The 17,132-nt window shown below is 65.9% G+C and carries 15 protein-coding genes, 1 tRNA gene and 1 pseudogene; all 17 read right to left on the reverse strand.

The genetic code is table 11. The features are described from left to right. Positions 1 to 8: 8 nt before the first annotated feature. Positions 9 to 767 carry a social motility TPR repeat lipoprotein Tgl gene (gene tgl, locus D7Y21_RS24410; RefSeq protein WP_121716025.1) on the reverse strand — a complete coding sequence of 253 codons (759 nt, stop codon included), beginning with the start codon at positions 765 to 767 and terminating at the stop codon, positions 9 to 11. A 23-nt stretch (positions 768 to 790) separates the two neighbouring features. Next, complete coding sequence (locus D7Y21_RS24415; RefSeq protein ID WP_120549802.1) at positions 791 to 1,255, reverse strand: social motility and stimulation tgl protein; 465 nt, start codon at positions 1,253 to 1,255, stop codon at positions 791 to 793. 23 nt (positions 1,256 to 1,278) lie between these two features. Further along, entirely contained in the window at positions 1,279 to 1,962 is a 684-nt protein-coding gene (locus D7Y21_RS24420; RefSeq protein ID WP_120568123.1) for a hypothetical protein, read from the reverse strand. Positions 1,963 to 2,122: 160 nt separating this feature from the next. Further along, positions 2,123 to 2,884: a lytic transglycosylase domain-containing protein gene (locus D7Y21_RS24425; RefSeq protein ID WP_120568124.1), complete on the reverse strand. Its 762-nt coding sequence runs from the start codon at positions 2,882 to 2,884 to the stop codon at positions 2,123 to 2,125. Then, complete coding sequence (locus tag D7Y21_RS24430) at positions 2,881 to 3,231, reverse strand: phasin family protein (protein WP_120568125.1); 351 nt, start codon at positions 3,229 to 3,231, stop codon at positions 2,881 to 2,883. The genes D7Y21_RS24425 and D7Y21_RS24430 overlap by 4 nt, the downstream gene beginning before the upstream one ends. Positions 3,232 to 3,335: 104 nt before the next feature. Beyond that, the gene (locus D7Y21_RS24435; protein ID WP_120568126.1) at positions 3,336 to 3,797 is read right to left on the reverse strand and encodes a hypothetical protein; all 462 of its coding nucleotides are present in this window, start codon (positions 3,795 to 3,797) and stop codon (positions 3,336 to 3,338) included. A 178-nt stretch (positions 3,798 to 3,975) separates the two neighbouring features. Continuing rightward, on the reverse strand, positions 3,976 to 8,187 hold the full coding sequence (rpoC, locus tag D7Y21_RS24440; protein ID WP_120568127.1) for a DNA-directed RNA polymerase subunit beta': 4,212 nt from the start codon (positions 8,185 to 8,187) through the stop codon (positions 3,976 to 3,978). Positions 8,188 to 8,319: 132 nt separating this feature from the next. Continuing rightward, entirely contained in the window at positions 8,320 to 12,546 is a 4,227-nt protein-coding gene (gene rpoB / locus D7Y21_RS24445; protein WP_120568128.1) for a DNA-directed RNA polymerase subunit beta, read from the reverse strand. 181 nt (positions 12,547 to 12,727) lie between these two features. Beyond that, positions 12,728 to 13,099 (reverse strand): 50S ribosomal protein L7/L12, encoded by a 372-nt coding sequence (gene rplL / locus D7Y21_RS24450; RefSeq protein WP_120568129.1) that lies wholly within the window; start codon positions 13,097 to 13,099, stop codon positions 12,728 to 12,730. Positions 13,100 to 13,188: 89 nt separating this feature from the next. Beyond that, positions 13,189 to 13,710 (reverse strand): 50S ribosomal protein L10, encoded by a 522-nt coding sequence (gene rplJ, locus D7Y21_RS24455; RefSeq protein WP_120568130.1) that lies wholly within the window; start codon positions 13,708 to 13,710, stop codon positions 13,189 to 13,191. A 396-nt stretch (positions 13,711 to 14,106) separates the two neighbouring features. Next, a complete protein-coding gene (rplA, locus tag D7Y21_RS24460; protein ID WP_120568131.1) occupies positions 14,107 to 14,820 on the reverse strand; it encodes a 50S ribosomal protein L1 in 714 nt (237 codons plus the stop codon). 28 nt (positions 14,821 to 14,848) lie between these two features. Further along, on the reverse strand, positions 14,849 to 15,295 hold the full coding sequence (gene rplK, locus D7Y21_RS24465) for a 50S ribosomal protein L11 (protein WP_120568132.1): 447 nt from the start codon (positions 15,293 to 15,295) through the stop codon (positions 14,849 to 14,851). A gap of 108 nt (positions 15,296 to 15,403) precedes the next feature. Then, positions 15,404 to 15,952, reverse strand: a complete 549-nt coding sequence (nusG, locus tag D7Y21_RS24470) for a transcription termination/antitermination protein NusG (RefSeq protein WP_014397772.1) — start codon at positions 15,950 to 15,952, stop codon at positions 15,404 to 15,406. Further along, complete coding sequence (secE, locus tag D7Y21_RS24475) at positions 15,952 to 16,395, reverse strand: preprotein translocase subunit SecE (RefSeq protein ID WP_120568133.1); 444 nt, start codon at positions 16,393 to 16,395, stop codon at positions 15,952 to 15,954. The genes nusG and secE overlap by 1 nt, the downstream gene beginning before the upstream one ends. 88 nt (positions 16,396 to 16,483) lie before the next feature. Further along, positions 16,484 to 16,559: transfer RNA gene (locus tag D7Y21_RS24480), tRNA-Trp, on the reverse strand. Positions 16,560 to 16,581: 22 nt separating this feature from the next. Next, positions 16,582 to 16,746: a 50S ribosomal protein L33 gene (gene rpmG, locus D7Y21_RS24485; RefSeq protein WP_002617522.1), complete on the reverse strand. Its 165-nt coding sequence runs from the start codon at positions 16,744 to 16,746 to the stop codon at positions 16,582 to 16,584. A gap of 94 nt (positions 16,747 to 16,840) precedes the next feature. Further along, positions 16,841 to 17,132: pseudogene (gene tuf, locus D7Y21_RS24490) on the reverse strand (elongation factor Tu); the annotation flags it as partial.

Raw genomic sequence — 17,132 nt, forward strand, 5'->3', positions numbered from 1 at the left:
CCCCGCGGCTAGAGGTGGTCCAGCAGTGAGCGGCAGTGGTCCTTGAGCACCGATTCGTTCGGCTGAGCCTTGGACTCACAGAGCGCAAGCGCCTTCTTCGCCTCGTCCACCCGCCCGAGCTTCGCCTGGCACACGCCTTCGCGCTGGTAGGCCTCCGCCACGTCCGGGCACTTCTCACGGTAGTTCCCGAACTGCCGGCACGCCTCCTCGGTCTTGCCCGTCTCGTCGTAGATGATGCCCAGGTTCTTGTAGCCCAGGCAGAAGTCCGGGTTGGTGGTGACGGCGGACTTGATGTTCTGCAGCGCGTTCGCCGTATCGCCCTTCTTGTAGAGCGCCCAGCCCAGGTTCCCCTGCGCGGAGTAGCCGTGGCGGTACTGCATGTCGTTGAGCGACTCTTCGTACAGCTTGATGGCCTCGTCGTAGCGGCCCTGATCCAGGCGCAGGTTGCCCAGGTTGGTGCGCGCGTCGGAGAAGGACGGCCGCAGCTTCAGCGCCTTCTCGTAGTGGGACGACGCCTCGTCGAGCCGCCGGAAGGACAGGTGCAGCAGCACGCCCACCGCGTTGTGGGCCTCCGGGTTGCCCGGGTTCTGCTCCAGCGCCTTCTGGTACTCCTGGAGCGCGTCCTGCACGTGGCCGTGCTGCTGCGCCTGGATGCCCAGGTCGTAGTGGATCTCCGAGCTCTGGCGCTCCTTCTCCGTGGGGACGTGCGCACAGCCCGCCGACGCGAGCGCGAACGCGAGGAAGCAGGAGGAAGTGATGCGGGACATGGGTGCCAATCCAGGGTGGAGGGTCAGAACGCGGCCAGGAAGCGGCCCAGGGTGGTGGCGACGTTGCGCTTCTCTTCGGCGCGGGCCTTCACGGCGGGCACGAGCGTGGGCTCCCGGAAGAACACGGGCAGCGTCTTCAGCCACTCGTCCTGCTGCGCGGGGGCCGCGGCGCGCCAGTTCGCGTTGTCCATCATGAAGCCCAGCGACTCCACGAACGCGAGCGCGTCGTCCTCGTCCTCGCGCAGCTCATCCGCGGACTGGATGCGCCGGCCGGAAACGTACACCGCGCAGTCCCCCGCCTCCACGAGGTACAGGTACACGAAGACGCCCGCGCCCTGCCCGCCGCGCAGCCCCACCACGAAGGCCTGCGCGGGCCCGGCCTGCTTGCCGGGAATGGCCACGTGCGGCGTGTTGAGGGACAGGTGCAGCGCGAGCACCTGGTCGCGGTTGGCGGGGAGGCCCCGGTAGCGCTCGTCGATGGTGAACACCGTCGTCTCCCTTCCCGCGCACCCTAACGGGTGGTGAGCGTGAACTCCTCGGTCGCGTCCTGCACGTCCGCAGCCGTCTTCTGGAAGCGGATGAGGGGCGTGTCAATCATCACGTTGCCGCCGCCCTCGTTCCCCTCGCCGATGATCACCTTGAAGACGTTCCCGGGCGACGTGCTGCGGCGGCTGCCCGTGCTCTGCTTGCGGGCAATCAGCGTCACCGCGTTCGCGCCGGGACGCAACTGGCTGGTGATGTCCACCACCACCTGGTCCTCGTTGTTGCGCAAACGGCGCAGCCAGCGCGAGTTCACGTACACGTCGATGTCGAAGTCCGTCATGCCCGGCGTCGTCTGCTCCGTCACCAGCCAGTAGCGCTGGGAGATGCGCCCCGGCACGGCCGGGGAAGCGGCGGGAGCGGCCGGCGCGGGAGCCTGCGCGACGACCCCCGCGTCCACCGGGGCGGCGGCCGGAGGCGTGGCGGAGGAAGGCGTCGCGGGCGTGGGCGTCACGTTCGTCACGCGGGCGGCGTACCCCGGCGCGTCGATGTGGACGTTCCCTTCCGCGTCGATGCGGACGGTGGCCTTCTCGAAGCGCGTGTTCGTCACCCCGTCGATCTTCACGCCGTTCAGGAAGACCGAGCCGGCCAGGGCCAGCATGGGGACGAGCGAGGCCGCGACGGTGATGGCAATGCGAGCGGATGGACGGGGCATGGGGGCATTCCTCCTGGGAATCCTCAACAGTCCCGGGAGCTTGCGAACGACTTAGCGCACCCGGGGGAGCGGGACAAGGCGGGGACGGCCCTCCTTGGAGCGCTCCGCCGCCCCGAACATTCACCCGGGGGCCCGTCTTCCAGTCCGGCCGCGAAGGCCGTCAGGGCGCCGCGGTCGGCGTCTCGTCAGGCGCCGGTGGCGGCGGCTCGCGCTGCGCGAGCGCCCAGTCCCCGCCCAGGCCATGGCCCTCGCGGAAGCGGCGGAAGTCGCGCCGCACGGCCCGGGGGTAGCGCCGGAACTTCTCCAGCTCCCCGGCCTTCATGGCGTCCCGGATGCGCGTGGGGCCGGCGTTGTAGGCCATCAGCGCCAGGTCCAGGTCTCCGCCGAAGCGGCCCTGCAGGTTTCGCAGGTAGCGGATGCCCAGGCGCACGCAGACGGCGGGATCCGCCACCACCTCCTCACGCGACAGCCTCAGGCCTTCCTTCTCCGCCAGGAAGTGCAGCGTGCTGGGCTTGATCTGCATCAGGCCCCGGGCGCCCTTCTCGGAGACAGACTCCTCCTCGAAGTCGGACTCCACGTCGATGAGGGCCAGCACCAGCAGCGGGTCATACCCCGTGCGGCGCGACTCCTCGTCGATGGCCTGCCCCAGCCGCCGGCGCAGCGTGAGCCCCAGGTCCGGGGCGCGCTTGGCCAGCACGGCGTCGATGAGGGCCGCCTCCTCGGAGACGGCCTCCTGCGCCACCATCTCGGGGACCACGGACTGGGGGGCGGACTCCTCCAGGAGGGGCACCACCCGCGCGGACACCACGAGCGCCACGCCCGCGAGCAGCGGGAGCCGGGAGCACCCGCTGCTCAGGGCATGGAGCCCCGCGAAGAACCGCGTTCCCAACGACCTGCCGCCCGAGGCGGCGGGTCCTCTCACTTCCGGTGCTCCAGGGCCTGGATGCGTTCGTTCAGACGCTCCAAGCGGGCACCGAACGCCTGCAGCTCCTCGCGGCGAGGCAGCTTCAGGAGGGTCAGGGCCGTGCGGACCCGCTCCTCCACGTTGTGCTCCAGGTCCTTGCGGTGCCCCGTCAGCCGCTCCGCGAACTCACGGGCCTGGCGCTTCACCTCATCCTGGCTCCAGCCCGCGACGGACGCCACGCGCTGCACGGCGCGGGAAGCCTCCTCCTCCGCCGTGTTCACCGCCAGGAGCGCCTGGCTCCAGATCCGCTCGAATGCCTCCGCCACGGAGGTCTTCTCTCGGGGGGCCTCGGTGTTGTTGTCCATGAAGTCGCTCCGGGAGTTACCCCGGGCCCTTCCCGTGGAAGGAACCCTGGGCATTCAAAGGGGTTTGCGACCTAAGCACACCCCATGGGTGATGAAAACGCTGCTCAGGCCCGCGGAGAAGACGCCGCGCCGCCCGAATTCTTGGTCGACCGGTGGGCACGACGGGTGGGCTTCAGGAGCACATCCAGCTTCTTCGAAAGGCGGTTCAGCTCCCGGGTGATCTGCTCCACCTGGGACTGGCTGGCAACTCCCACCGCCTCCACGACCTTCGTCTGGAGCCCATCCAACCGCTTGCGCAGCTCCACGCCCGCGGCGTCCACCTTCTTGCTCAACTCCTGCACGCGAGGGTCGGCGCGCAGCTCACCGGCCTGCACCTTCGTCCACAGGTGCTGGACCTCCTTCGCCGCCACCTGGCCCCGCGTCTCCAGCGCACGGAAGGCCTTGTTCGCCTCCCCTTCCAGGCCCTGGAACCGCTTCTGCGCCTCGGAGAACCGCCCCTTCAGGAAGGCCTCCACGTTCTGCGTCACGCCCGTCTTCTCGTCAGCCTTCGCACTCGTCGTCGCCATGTCGCGCTCCCCCCCGGGTGTTCCGGGTCTCACAACGTGATGCGTCAAAATAACGCACCGCGACATACTGTCAAGCAAACAGGCACGGGAGTGTGCAAAACGAGAAAGCCGCCGCCCCGGCATGACACCAGGACGGCGGCTGACTCAGGAAGCGTCAGGGACGCTTCTTACGGAAGCACTAGGCGACGTCGGTGGACCGGGTGTCCGGCCGCGACGGAGGAGGAGCCAGCGGGCCGGTGTCGCCGTGGGTGGCGGCCAGGGCGGCCTCCATCTCGTTGACCTCGTCCGTGGGGCTCTCCACCTCGATGTCGAGGTGCTTGTAGTTCGGCAGGCCCGTGCCGGCGGGGATGAGCCGGCCCATGATGACGTTCTCCTTGAGGCCGCGCAGGTAGTCCACCTTGCCGTTGATGGCGGCCTCGGTGAGCACCTTCGTGGTCTCCTGGAACGACGCCGAGGAGATGAACGACTCGGTGGAGAGCGACGCCTTGGTGATGCCGAGCAGCAAGGGCTCGCCCACGGCCGGGCGCTTCCCTTCGGCCATGACCTTCTCGTTCTCCTCCTCGAACACCCACTTCTCGACCTGCTCGTCGACCAGGAAGTTGGTGTCGCCCACGTCGGTGACGCGCACCCGGCGCAGCATCTGCCGGACGATCGTCTCGATGTGCTTGTCGTTGATCTTCACGCCCTGCAGTCGGTAGACCTCCTGCACTTCGTCCACCAGGTAGCGCGCGAGTTCCTTCTCGCCCAGCACCTTGAGGATGTCGTGCGGGTTGGCCGCGCCGTCCATCATCGCCTCGCCGGCCTTCACGCGGTCGCCGGAGTGGACGTTGATGCTCTTGCCCTTGGAGATGAGGTACTCCTTGGCCAGGTCCGCGCGCTGCTCGCCGCCCACTTCGGGGGTGATGATGAGCTTGCGCTTGCCCTTGGTGTCCTTGCCGAAGGACACCACGCCGTCGATCTCCGCGATCGCCGCCGCGTCCTTGGGCTTGCGCGCCTCGAAGAGCTCGGCCACGCGGGGCAGACCGCCCGTGATGTCCTTGGTCTTCGTGGTCTCGCGCGGCACCTTGGCGATGACCTCGCCCGCGGAGATCTCATCCTGGTCGTTGACCGTGATGATCGCGCCCTGGGGCAGGAAGTAGCTCGCCTGGTTCTTGGAGGACGGCAGGTCCTTCACGTTGCCGGCCGCGTCGCGGATGGTGACGCGCGGACGCGCCTCCGGGTCCTTGGACTCGATGACCGTCTTGCGCGACAGGCCCGTCACCTCGTCGAGCGTCTCGGACATCGTCACGCCTTCGATGATGTCCTCGTAGCGCACGACACCGCCCACTTCCGTGAGCAGCGGGATGGCGAACGGGTCCCACTCGGCCACCAGCACGCCCGGCTCCAGCTTCTGGCCTTCCTTCACCAGGATGCGGGCGCCGTAGATGATCTGGTAGCGCTCGCGCTCGCGGCCCGACTCGTCGACGACGACGATCTCGCCGTTGCGGTTCATGGCCACCAGCGTGCCGTCCGCCTTCTGCACCGTGTTCAGGCCCGCGAACTTCACGGAACCCGCGTAGCGGTTCTCCAGGCTGGACTGCTCCGCGCGACGGGTCGCCGCACCACCGATGTGGAAGGTGCGCATCGTGAGCTGCGTACCCGGCTCACCGATGGACTGCGCCGCGATGACGCCCACGGCCTCGCCCACGGACACCTTGCGGCCACGCGCCAGGTCACGGCCGTAGCACTCCACGCAGATGCCGCGCTTGGCCTGGCAGGTGAGCACCGAGCGGATCTTCACCTTGTCCAGACCGCTGTTCTCGATGCGGCGGACGCGCTCCTCGTCGATCTCCTCGTTGGCGCGCACCAGCACCTCGCCCGTCACAGGGTCGAGGATGTCGTCCAGGGCCACGCGGCCCAGGATGCGCTCACCCAGCGGCTCGATGATTTCGCCGCCTTCCACCAGGGCGCCGATGAACAGACCGTCCATGGTGCCGCAGTCGTACTCGTTGATGATGGCGTCCTGCGCCACGTCCACGAGACGGCGGGTGAGGTAACCGGAGTTGGCCGTCTTGAGCGCCGTGTCCGCCAGGCCCTTACGAGCGCCGTGCGTGGAGATGAAGTACTGGAGCACGGAGAGGCCTTCACGGAAGTTGGCCGTGATGGGCGTCTCGATGATTTCACCTGAGGGCTTCGCCATCAGGCCGCGCATACCCGCCAGCTGGCGGATCTGCTGGGCGCTGCCGCGGGCACCGGAGTCGGCCATGATGTAGATGGGGTTGAACGACGGCTGCTTGCGCGTGATGCGCTTGCCGTCCACGTCCCCGCTGGCCTCGTCCTGGGAGATCTGCTGCATCATCTCCTGGGCGACCTTCTCGGTGATCTCCGCCCAGATATCGATGACCTTGTTGTAGCGCTCACCGTCGGTGATGAGGCCTTCCAGGTACTGGTTCTCGATCTCCGCCACTTCCTTGCGCGCGTAGTCCAGGAACTCCTGCTTCTTCGCAGGAATGATCATGTCCTTGAGCGCGATGGAGATACCGGCGCGGGTCGCGTGGAAGTAGCCCGCGCTGCGGACGCGGTCCGCCAGCAGCACCGTCTCCTTCTCGCCCGTGAGGCGGTAGCAGAGGTCGATGAGGTTACCGAGCGACTTCTTGTCGAGCACCTTGTTGATGGCGTCGAAGCCCACGCGGCGCGGAACGACTTCCCACAGCAGCACGCGGCCGACCGTGGTCTCCTTGCGCTTGCCGTCGATGCGGCACACCACCTTGGCCTGCAGGTGGACCTCACCGTGGTCGTACGCGGCGCGCACCTCGTCCGGCGACGCGAACACGCGGCCTTCGCCGTTGGCGAACTCGCGGGCGCGCGTCATGTAGTAGATGCCGAGCACCATGTCCTGCGTCGGGACGATGATGGGCTTGCCGTTCGCGGGGCTGAGGATGTTGTTCGTCGACATCATCAGCACGCGTGCTTCCATCTGCGCTTCGATGGAGAGCGGCACGTGCACGGCCATCTGGTCGCCGTCGAAGTCCGCGTTGAACGCGGCGCACACCAGCGGGTGCAGCTGGATGGCCTTGCCCTCAATGAGGACGGGCTCGAAGGCCTGCATGCCCAAGCGGTGCAGCGTGGGGGCGCGGTTGAGGAGCACCGGGTGCTCGCGGATCACGTCCTCGAGGATGTCCCAGACCTCCGGACGCTCCTTCTCCACCATCTTCTTCGCCGACTTGATGGTGGTGACGTAGCCCTTCTCTTCGAGCTTGTTGTAGATGAACGGCTTGAAGAGCTCGAGCGCCATGATCTTCGGCAGGCCGCACTGGTGCAGGCGCAGCTCGGGACCGACGACGATGACGGAGCGGCCCGAGTAGTCCACGCGCTTGCCGAGCAGGTTCTGACGGAACCGGCCCTGCTTGCCCTTGAGCATGTCGGACAGCGACTTCAGCGGCCGCTTGTTCGGGCCGGTGATGGTCTTCCCGCGGCGGCCGTTGTCGAACAGCGCGTCCACGGCCTCCTGGAGCATCCGCTTCTCGTTGCGGATGATGATGTCCGGCGCGTTCAGTTCCTGGAGCCGCTTGAGGCGGTTGTTCCGGTTGATGACGCGGCGGTACAGGTCGTTGAGGTCGGAGGTCGCGAAGCGGCCGCCGTCCAGGGGCACCAGCGGACGCAGGTCGGGCGGGATGACCGGGATGACGTCCAGCATCATCCACTCCGGCTTGTTGCCGGAGACGCGGAACGCTTCCGCCACCTTCAGGCGCTTGGCGTACTTCTTCCGCTTCGCCTCGCTGGTGGTCTCGCGCATGTCCTTGCGCAGTTCCTCGGACAGCCTCTCCACGTCCAGGGACTTGAGCATCTCGCGGACGGCCTCGCCGCCCATGCCCGCGCTGAACGAGTCCTCACCGTGCTCCTGGAAGAGCCGGTGCATCTTCTCCTCGGAGATCAGCTCGCCCCTCTGGAGCGGCGTCGCCTTGGGGTCGATGACCATGTAGCTCTCGCAGTACAGCACCTTCTCCATCTCCTTGAGGGTGATGTCGAGCAGGTTGCCGATGCGGCTGGGCAGCGACTTGAGGAACCAGATGTGGGCCACGGGCGTGGCCAGCGTGATGTGTCCCAGGCGCTCACGGCGCACCTTGGACTGGATGACCTCCACGCCGCACTTCTCGCACACGACGCCACGGTGCTTCATGCGCTTGTACTTGCCGCAGTTGCACTCGTAGTCCTTCACCGGCCCGAAGATGCGGGCGCAGAACAGCCCGTCCCGCTCCGGCTTGAAGGTGCGGTAGTTGATCGTCTCCGGCTTCTTCACCTCGCCGTGCGACCACTGACGGATCTTGTCGGGCGACGCCAGCGCGATGCGGATGGCGTTGAACGACAGCGGGTCCTTCGGCTTCTCGAAGAAGTTGAAAATGTCCTTCACGTTGCCTCCGAAAACTTATGAGCGCTCAAGGCGCCAAACGTTTCGGGCCCCCGCCCTGCGCCCGGCCAGCCGCTCCCTCCAGGAGGAAGCAGCCAGCCGGTCAGGCGGGCGCGCCGGCTTCTTTGAAAAGGCCTAGGCCTCGGTCCCGGACTTCCGGTCCTCGCCGTCGCCGCCGCCCAGGAAGTCACCGCCGAAGCTGCGCTGCCGCTCCGGGGGCGCGCTCTCCAGCAGCTCCACGTCCAGGGCCAGCGACTGGAGCTCCTTGAGGAGCACGTTGAACGACTCGGGCAGGCCGGACTCCAGGACGTTGTCGCCCTTGACGATCGCCTCGTACATGCGCGTGCGGCCCACCACGTCGTCCGACTTGACCGTGAGGAACTCCTGCAGCGTGTACGCCGCGCCGTAGGCCTCCATCGCCCACACTTCCATCTCGCCCAGACGCTGGCCGCCGAACTGGGCCTTGCCGCCCAGGGGCTGCTGCGTGACGAGCGAGTAGGGCCCGATGGAACGGGCGTGGATCTTCTCGTCCACCAGGTGGTGCAGCTTGAGCATGTACATCACGCCCACGGTGACGTTCTGGTCGAACGGCTCACCCGTGCGGCCGTCGAAGAGCACCATCTGACCGGAGCGCGGCAGCCGGCCCTCGTCGAAGAGGGCGTGCAGCTCCGTCTCGCGAGCGCCGTCGAACACCGGCGTCGCCACGTGGATGCCCTTCTTCAGGCGGCGGCAGAGGTCCTGGACCTCCTGGTCGGACAGGCCGTCCACGAAGTCGCCGAAGGCCTTGTCGTCGTAGACGGTCTTCAGCTGCTTCTTGAGCTGCTCGCCGCTGAAGTTCTCTTCGATGTAGCGCTGCAGCTGCTCGCCCACGCCCTTCGCGGCCCAGCCCAGGTGGACCTCGAGGATCTGCCCGATGTTCATGCGGCTGGGAACGCCGAGCGGGTTGAGGACGATGTCCACCGGACGGCCATCCTCCAGGTACGGCATGTCCTCCTCGGGGAGGACGCGGGACACGACGCCCTTGTTGCCGTGGCGGCCGGCCATCTTGTCGCCCACCGCCAGCTTGCGCTTGATGGCGACGTACACCTTCACCATCTTGATGACGCCCGGAGGGAGCTCGTCGCCCTTCTTGATGCGGGCGATCTTCTCGCCGAAGGCCAGCTTCACGGCCTCCTTCGTCTCCTCCAGGTTGCGCAGGATGTCGCGCAGGCGCGCGTCCAGCGGGTCGCCCACGGAGATCTCGCCCCAGTACTTGTACGGCACCGTGGCCAGCAGCTCGTCGTTGAGGATGTCCCCCTTCTTCAGGAGGATCTTCCCCTTGTCGTCCACGAGCTTGCCCTGGACCTCCTTGCCGCGGACCAGGCCGCGGAGGCGGCTGTACGCGGAGTCCTGGAGGACCTTGATCTCGTCGTTCTGGTCCTTGAGGAGCTTCGCCTCCTCCATGGACTCGATCTGCTTGGCGCGCTCGTCCTTCTCCACGCCCTTGCGGCTGAACACCTTGGCGTTGATGACGGTGCCGACAACGCCCGGGGGCACGCGCAGCGAGCTGTCGCGCACGTCGCCGGCCTTCTCACCGAAGATGGCGCGCAGCAGCTTCTCTTCGGGGGAGAGCTGGGTCTCGCCCTTCGGAGTGATCTTGCCCACCAGCACGTCGCCGGGCTTCACCTCGGCGCCGATGCGGATGATGCCGCTCTCGTCCAGGTCCTTGAGGGCTTCCTCACCCACGTTCGGGATGTCGCGGGTGATCTCCTCCTTGCCCAGCTTGGTGTCGCGCGCGATGCACTCGAATTCCTCGATGTGGATGGACGTGAAGACGTCCTCCTTGAGGATGCGCTCGCTGAGCAGGATGGAGTCTTCGAAGTTGTAGCCCTGCCACGGCATGAACGCGACGACGATGTTCTGTCCCAGCGCCAGCTCACCGGTCTCGGTGGCCGGGCCGTCCGCGATCACGTCGCCCTTCTTCACCCGGTCACCCTTGCGGATGATGGGCTTCTGGTTGAGGCACGTGTTCTGGTTGGAGCGCTGGTACTTGAGCAGGTTGTAGATGTCCACTTCGCTGGACACGTCGCTCAGGGCCGCGTTGGAGTCCGCCTTCACCACGATGCGGCTGGCGTCCACCGACTCCACGATGCCGTCACGGCGCGCCACGCAGGTGACGCCCGAGTCGCGGGCGACGATGGCCTCGATGCCCGTGCCCACGAGCGGCGCCGCCGTGCGCAGCAGCGGCACGGCCTGACGCTGCATGTTGGAGCCCATGAGCGCGCGGTTCGCGTCGTCGTTCTCCAGGAACGGGATGAGGGAGGCGGCCACCGACACCAGCTGGTTCGGGGACACGTCCATCAGGTCCACGTCCTCGGCCTTGACCTGGACGAACTCGCCGCTGCGGCGGCTCTGCACCAGCGCGTTGACGAACTTGCCCTTCTTGTCCGTCTCCGCGTTCGCCTGGGCGATGGTGTGCTTCTCCTCCTCGAGCGCCGAGTAGAAGGCCACGTCCCCCGTCACGCTGCCCGCGTCCACCTTGCGGTACGGCGTCTCCACGAAGCCGAACTCGTTGACGCGCGCGTAGGTCGACAGCGACGCGATGAGGCCGATGTTCGGGCCTTCCGGCGTCTCGATGGGGCAGATGCGGCCGTAGTGCGTCGGGTGCACGTCGCGGACTTCGAAGCCCGCGCGCTCACGCGTGAGGCCGCCAGGCCCGAGCGCGGACAGACGGCGCTTGTGCGTGACTTCCGAGAGCGGGTTCGTCTGGTCCATGAACTGCGACAGCTGGCTGGACCCGAAGAACTCCTTGATCACCGCCGTCACCGGCTTGGCGTTGATCAGGTCGTGCGGCATGAGCGTCTCGATCTCCTGGAGGCTCATGCGCTCCTTGATCGCGCGCTCCATGCGGACGAGGCCGATGCGGTACTGGTTCTCCAGCAGCTCGCCCACCGCGCGGACGCGGCGGTTGCCCAGGTGGTCGATGTCGTCGATCGTGCCCTTGCCGTTCTTCAGGTCGATCAGGTAGCGGATGACCTCCAGGATGTCGCGCTTGGTCAGGATCTGACCGTCGAGGGGCTCCTCGAGGCTGAACTTGAAGTTCAGCTTGAGGCGGCCGACCTTGGACAGGTCGTAGCGCTCCGGGTTGAAGAACAGGTTGCTGAACAGGTTCGTCGCCGTCTCCGGCGTCGGGGGATCGCCCGGGCGCAGACGCCGGTAGATCTCCATGATGGCCTGCTCGGGCGACTCGATCTTGTCCAGCATCAACGTCTCACGCAGGTACGGACCCACGTTGAGGTTGTCGATGAAGAGGACCTTGAACTCCTTGATGTCGCGCTTGAGGAGCTCGTCCACCTTCTCCTGGGACACCTCCTCGTTGCACTCGAGGATGACCTCACCGGTGTTCTCGTCCACCACGTCGTAGGCGGACACCTTGGTGAAGAGCTCGTCCGCGTCGATGGGCAGCTTGGTCATCTTCGCCGCTTCGAGCTTCTTGATGGCGGCGCGCGTGAACTTGCGGTTCTTCTTGACGATCAGCTCACCGGCCTTGGTCTTGATGTCGCGCGTGGCGCGCTGACCCGGCAGGAGCTCCAGCTCGACGGACTTCTCGAAGTCCGCGGCGCTCTGCAGGTAGATGGTCTCGGTGGCGTAGTAGTAGTTGAGGATTTCCTCGGTGGAACCCTTGAAGTCGAGCGGGTTCTTCTTCGCCGTGTCACCGACGGCGCCCAGGGCGCGGATGAGCACGGTCGCCGGCAGCTTGCGGCGCCGGTCGATGCGCACGTACAGCAGGTCCTTGTGGTCGAACTCGAAGTCGATCCACGAGCCGCGGTACGGGATGATGCGGGCGTTGTAGAGCAGCTTGCCCGACGAGTGGCTCTTGCCCTTGTCGTGGTCGAAGAACGCACCCGGGCTGCGGTGCAGCTGGCTCACCACGACGCGCTCGGTGCCGTTGATGATGAACGTACCGTTCTGGGTCATCAGCGGGATTTCGCCGAAGTAGACCTCTTGCTCCTTTACGTCGCGGATGGACTGGGCGCCGGTCTCCTCGTCCTTGTCCCAGACGACCAGGCGCACGACGACCTTGATGGGCGCCGAGTAGGTCATTCCACGCTGGTGGCACTCATCGACGTCGTACTTCGGCTTCTCCAGGTGATAGCTGACAAACTCCAGCGAGGAGGTCTCGTTGAAGTCCCGGATCGGGAAGACGGACTTGAAGACACCCTGAAGGCCAAGGTCCTCACGCTTCTCCGGGGCGATGTCGGCCTGGAGGAACTTCTCGTAGGATTGCTTCTGGATGTTGATGAGATTGGGAATGTCGATGATCTTCGCGATTTTCGCGAAGGTCTTCCGCACGCGGAAATTGTTCTGGATCTGCGTCGGCATTCGGTCTCCGGGGACGGCTGCTCGGGCGGGGCAAACTTCAGTAACGCGCGGCGGCGCCGGGAAATTTGGCAAATGTCAAATGGGCAAAGCCGGCGCCCCAGCATAGGGAGCGCCGGCCTGCTCATCCGATCAGGCGGCTACCCGGGATTTCCCGGAAGAACAGGGTAGCCCCTGTACAGAACTACTTGATCTCGACGGTGGCGCCAGCCGCGACGAGCTGGTCCTTGATCTTCTTGGCGTCGTCCTTGTTGACGCTTTCCTTGACCGTCTTGGGCGCGCCCTCGACCAGGTCCTTGGCCTCCTTCAGGCCCAGGCCGGTGATGGCGCGGATCTCCTTGATGACGTTGATCTTGTTGGCGCCGGCGTTCGCCAGCACCACGTTGAACTCCGTCTTCTCCTCAACAGGAGCGGCGGCGGCGGCGGGGCCCGCGGAGGCAACGGCCACGGCGGCGGCGGAAACGCCCCACTTGTTCTCCAGCAGCTTCACGAGCTCGCCCGCCTCAAGGACGGTGAGCTTCGAGAGTTCTTCAGCAATCGCGTTCAAATCGGCCATGGAACTGTTCCTTCTGGTTGACTAACGGCCGGCGACCCATTTGGGCGGCTCGGCCGAAGAGGTTGCGGTAGAAAAACTTCTCGGGACGATTACTGACCCTGCGCCTTGTCCGCGTGCGCCTGGATGACGCGCGCGAGCTGCGACCCGGGGGCCGCGATGGTCCGGACCAGCTTGCCTGCAGGCTGGTTGAGCATGCCGAGCAACATCCCGCGCAGCTCATTGAGGCCCGGCAGCTTCGCCAGTGCCTTCACGCCGTTGGCGTCGACCTTGTTACCGGCGACGACGGCGCTACGGACCTTGATGGTCTCCATGTCCTTGATGAAATCCATCAGGATCTTCGCAGGAGCCACCTCGTCGTCGTAGCTGATGCACAGCGCCACGGGACCGGTGAAGTCATCCGAAATCACGGAGACGGTCGTACCCTGAGCGGCACGGCGCGCCAGCGTGTTCTTGATGACCTTGTACTCGACCTTGCCCTCGCGGAACTTGCGACGCAGCTTGGTGACGGTCTCGACGTTCACCTTGGAGGACTCCACGAGCACCGCGGTCTTGGTCCGCGCAAACTTCTCGTGAAGGTCCTTGATCATCTCTTCCTTCTCGCTCTTCAGCACCTTGACTCACCTCCTTCATGGCCCGACCTGACGGTCGGGCGTGATGCCTGGGCCAAAGTGGCAGAGCGAGAGAGGAGCCTCCGAGAGGCACCACACCGCACCTCCAGTCTCGGCAGGGCTGACCTTGCGGCCGTTTGAACCAGGAGCGGATGGACGGCCCGACCGGTTGCCCGGTTCCCAACGGACGCGTCTTCCCCACTCCAGGTCCCTGCTGTCATGAACCAGGTCGGAACGCCGCGTCTCTCGACATGGCGCCCCAATTGCAAAAGCCGGGGGCCTATACCCCCGGCTTTCGCAAAGATCCAGCACTTTCTAACGAACCGACGTTCGCGGGCGACAGGACTGACGCTCCCCGTCAGGGAGCGCACCCTTCCCTGCCCGTCCTGGCACCCGCGATTAGCGGTGACGCGCCAGGATTTCCGTGGTGTCGAGCTTGATGCCCGGCCCCATGGTCGTCGAGATGGCGATGCCCTGCAGGTACACGCCCTTGGCGGTGGCCGGCTTGAGCTTCATCACCAGGTCCACCAGTGCGTTGAAGTTCGCCTCGAGCTTGTCCGCAGGGAAGGAGGCCTTGCCCATCTTCGCGTGGACGATGCCCGCCTTCTCAGCACGGAAGTCGACCTTACCGCCCTTGGAGTCGCGGATGGCCTTGGCGACGTCCATGGTCACCGTGCCGACCTTCGGGTTCGGCATGAGGCCACGGGGACCGAGCACCTTACCGAGGCGGCCGACGACGCCCATCATGTCCGGCGTCGCGATGACGGTGTCGAAGTCGAGGAAGCCTTCCTCGATGCGCTTCTGGAGGTCCTCGGCGCCGACGATGTCCGCGCCGGCGTTGGTGGCCTCGGTGGCGCGCTCACCCTTGGCGAACACGGCCACGCGCACGGTGGCGCCGGTGCCGTGCGGGAGCACCACGGCGCCACGGACCATCTGGTCCGCGTGCTTCGGGTCCACGCCCAGGTTGATGGCGACGTCGACCGTCTGGTCGTACTTCGTCGCGCGGGTATCAACCGTCTTCTTCAGCAGCGCGAAACCCTCGGCGACGGGGTAGCGCTTGTTGCGGTCCACCAGTTCGTTGGACGCGCGGAACTTCTTTCCGGAGTTAGCCATTGCAGGAATCCTTGAGAGAGGGGGCGGGCTAGCCGACGACGTCGATGCCCATGGAGCGCGCGGTGCCAGCAATGGTGCTCATGCAGGCTTCGATGGACGCGGCGGTGGTGTCCTGGATCTTCTTGTTGGCGATCTCCTCGAGCTGCTTACGGGTGATCTGCCCCACCTTCTCCTTGCCCGGCTTCTTCGCGCCCGAACCCTTCTTCTTCTCCGTGTGGAGACCCGCGGCCTTCTTGATGAGGATGGCGGCGGGAGGGGTCTTCAGGATGAAGGTGAAGGAGCGGTCCTGATACACGGTGATGATCACCGGGATGATCAGACCCTCCTTGGCCTCCGCCTGCGTCTTGGCGTTGAACTGCTTGCAGAACTCCATGATGTTCACGCCCTGCTGACCGAGCGCGGGACCAATCGGCGGGGCGGGGTTCGCCTTGCCGGCGGGGATCTGCAACTTGACCTGACCTGTGACCTTCTTCATCGGCGGACTGCTGCCTTTCGAGAGGGTGGTTCCGACGGGCCGCCAGACGGGGCGGCCCTCCCACCCGTTGATCCGCGCCCGTTACCCGGGCGCGGAAGACTTGTGAAACTAGCCGGTGGTCTTCTCCACCTGCATGAAGTCGAGCTCCACGGGGGTCGCACGGCCGAAGATGCTGACGAGCACGCGCACGCGGCCCTTCTCCGGGTTGACCTCTTCCACGGTGCCGTTGAAGTTGGCGAACGGGCCGTCGATGACGCGCACCGTGTCGCTGGTCTCGAACTGGACCTTGGGCTTGGCCTTGTGGGCGCCCTCGGTGACCTGCGCGGTGAGGCGCTCGACCTCGCGGTCCGACATGGGCCGGGGCTGCTCGTTCTGGCCGACGCCCGGGAACCCCGTCACCTTGGAGGTGTTCTTCACCAGGTGGACGGTGGTGTCGCTGAGCTCCATCTGGACAAAGATGTAGCCCGGAAACAGCTTGCGGCGGGTGGTCTTCTTCTCGCCGTTCACCATCTCCACGACCTGCTCCATGGGGATGAGGATCTCACCAATCAGATCCTGGTCCTGCAGGCCCTTGAGGCGCACCTGCTCTTCCAGGTTCTTCTTCGCCTGGTTCTCGTAGTTCGAGTAGGTCTGGACCGTGAACCATTTCTTCGCCATTACAGCTTCCCCCACAGGGCAGGCAGCCACTCCACCATCAAGTTGTAGGCGACGGTGTCGATGCAGAAGAGCAGAACGGCCGCCACCAGCGAGGCGACGACCACGGCCATGGTCGATGCGCGGGTCTCCGACCAGGTAGGCCAGGTGACCTTCATCAACTCTGATGCCACATCGATGGAGAGGGCGTGCGTGCGAGGGTGGAAGTAGGCCGCCAGCACCAGGGCCAGGGCCACCACGTAGCCCGCCAGCGTCGACACGCGCCAGCCGAGGCCTTCGAAGAGCTCCACGTCGCTCCAGCCGAACCGGCTCCAGAGCAACCCGAAGACGTGCTCCAGGAAGAGGGCCAGGACGATGCCGAAGACGAGATAGAAGATGACCACGAGCCGCTTGGGGTCGATGCCCGAGCGGTTAGCCTGCTGGCTGGCCTCAGATGCCGTCGCCATGGTGCCTCACGAGGGACTGCGGAAGCGGGACTGCGAAAAGACAGGGACCCCCGGCACCGCTCGGTACCGGGGGTCCCTGTACTGAAGCTGGCAGGCCAGGAGGGATTCGAACCCCCAACACGCGGATTTGGAGACCGCTGCTCTACCGTTGGAGCTACTGGCCTAAACCTTCATGAAACCGACGACCTAGACCTTGCCTTCCTTGTGGTCCGTGTGCTTGCGGCAGCGAGGACAGAACTTGCTCAGCTCAAGCTTGTCCTGGCTCTTCCGCTTGTTCTTCGTGGTCGTGTAGTTCCGCTCTTTGCACGTGGTGCACTCGAGCGAGATGATGGAACGGTTACCCTTAGGCATGGTTCATTTCACCAGATGCGAGAAGGGAAGGCTACAAAAGCAGCCCTCCCCTCCGCAACTCAGTGCCCGTGAAAGCCGGTCGGCGGGAAGCCGACTAGGCGATGATCTCCGCAACGACGCCGGCGCCCACCGTACGGCCACCCTCGCGGACGGCGAACCGGAGCTCCTTCTCCATCGCGACCGGGGTGATGAGCTCCACCTCGATGGCGATGTTGTCGCCCGGCATGACCATCTCGACGTTGTCCGGCAGCTTCACCGTGCCCGTCACGTCCGTGGTGCGGAAGTAGAACTGCGGACGGTACCCCTTGAAGAACGGGGTGTGGCGGCCGCCCTCTTCCTTCGACAGCACGTAAATCTGCGCCTTGAACTTCGTGTGCGGCGTGATG

The organism is Corallococcus sp. AB045, from assembly GCF_003668895.1.
Classification (GTDB): Bacteria; Myxococcota; Myxococcia; order Myxococcales; family Myxococcaceae; genus Corallococcus; species Corallococcus coralloides.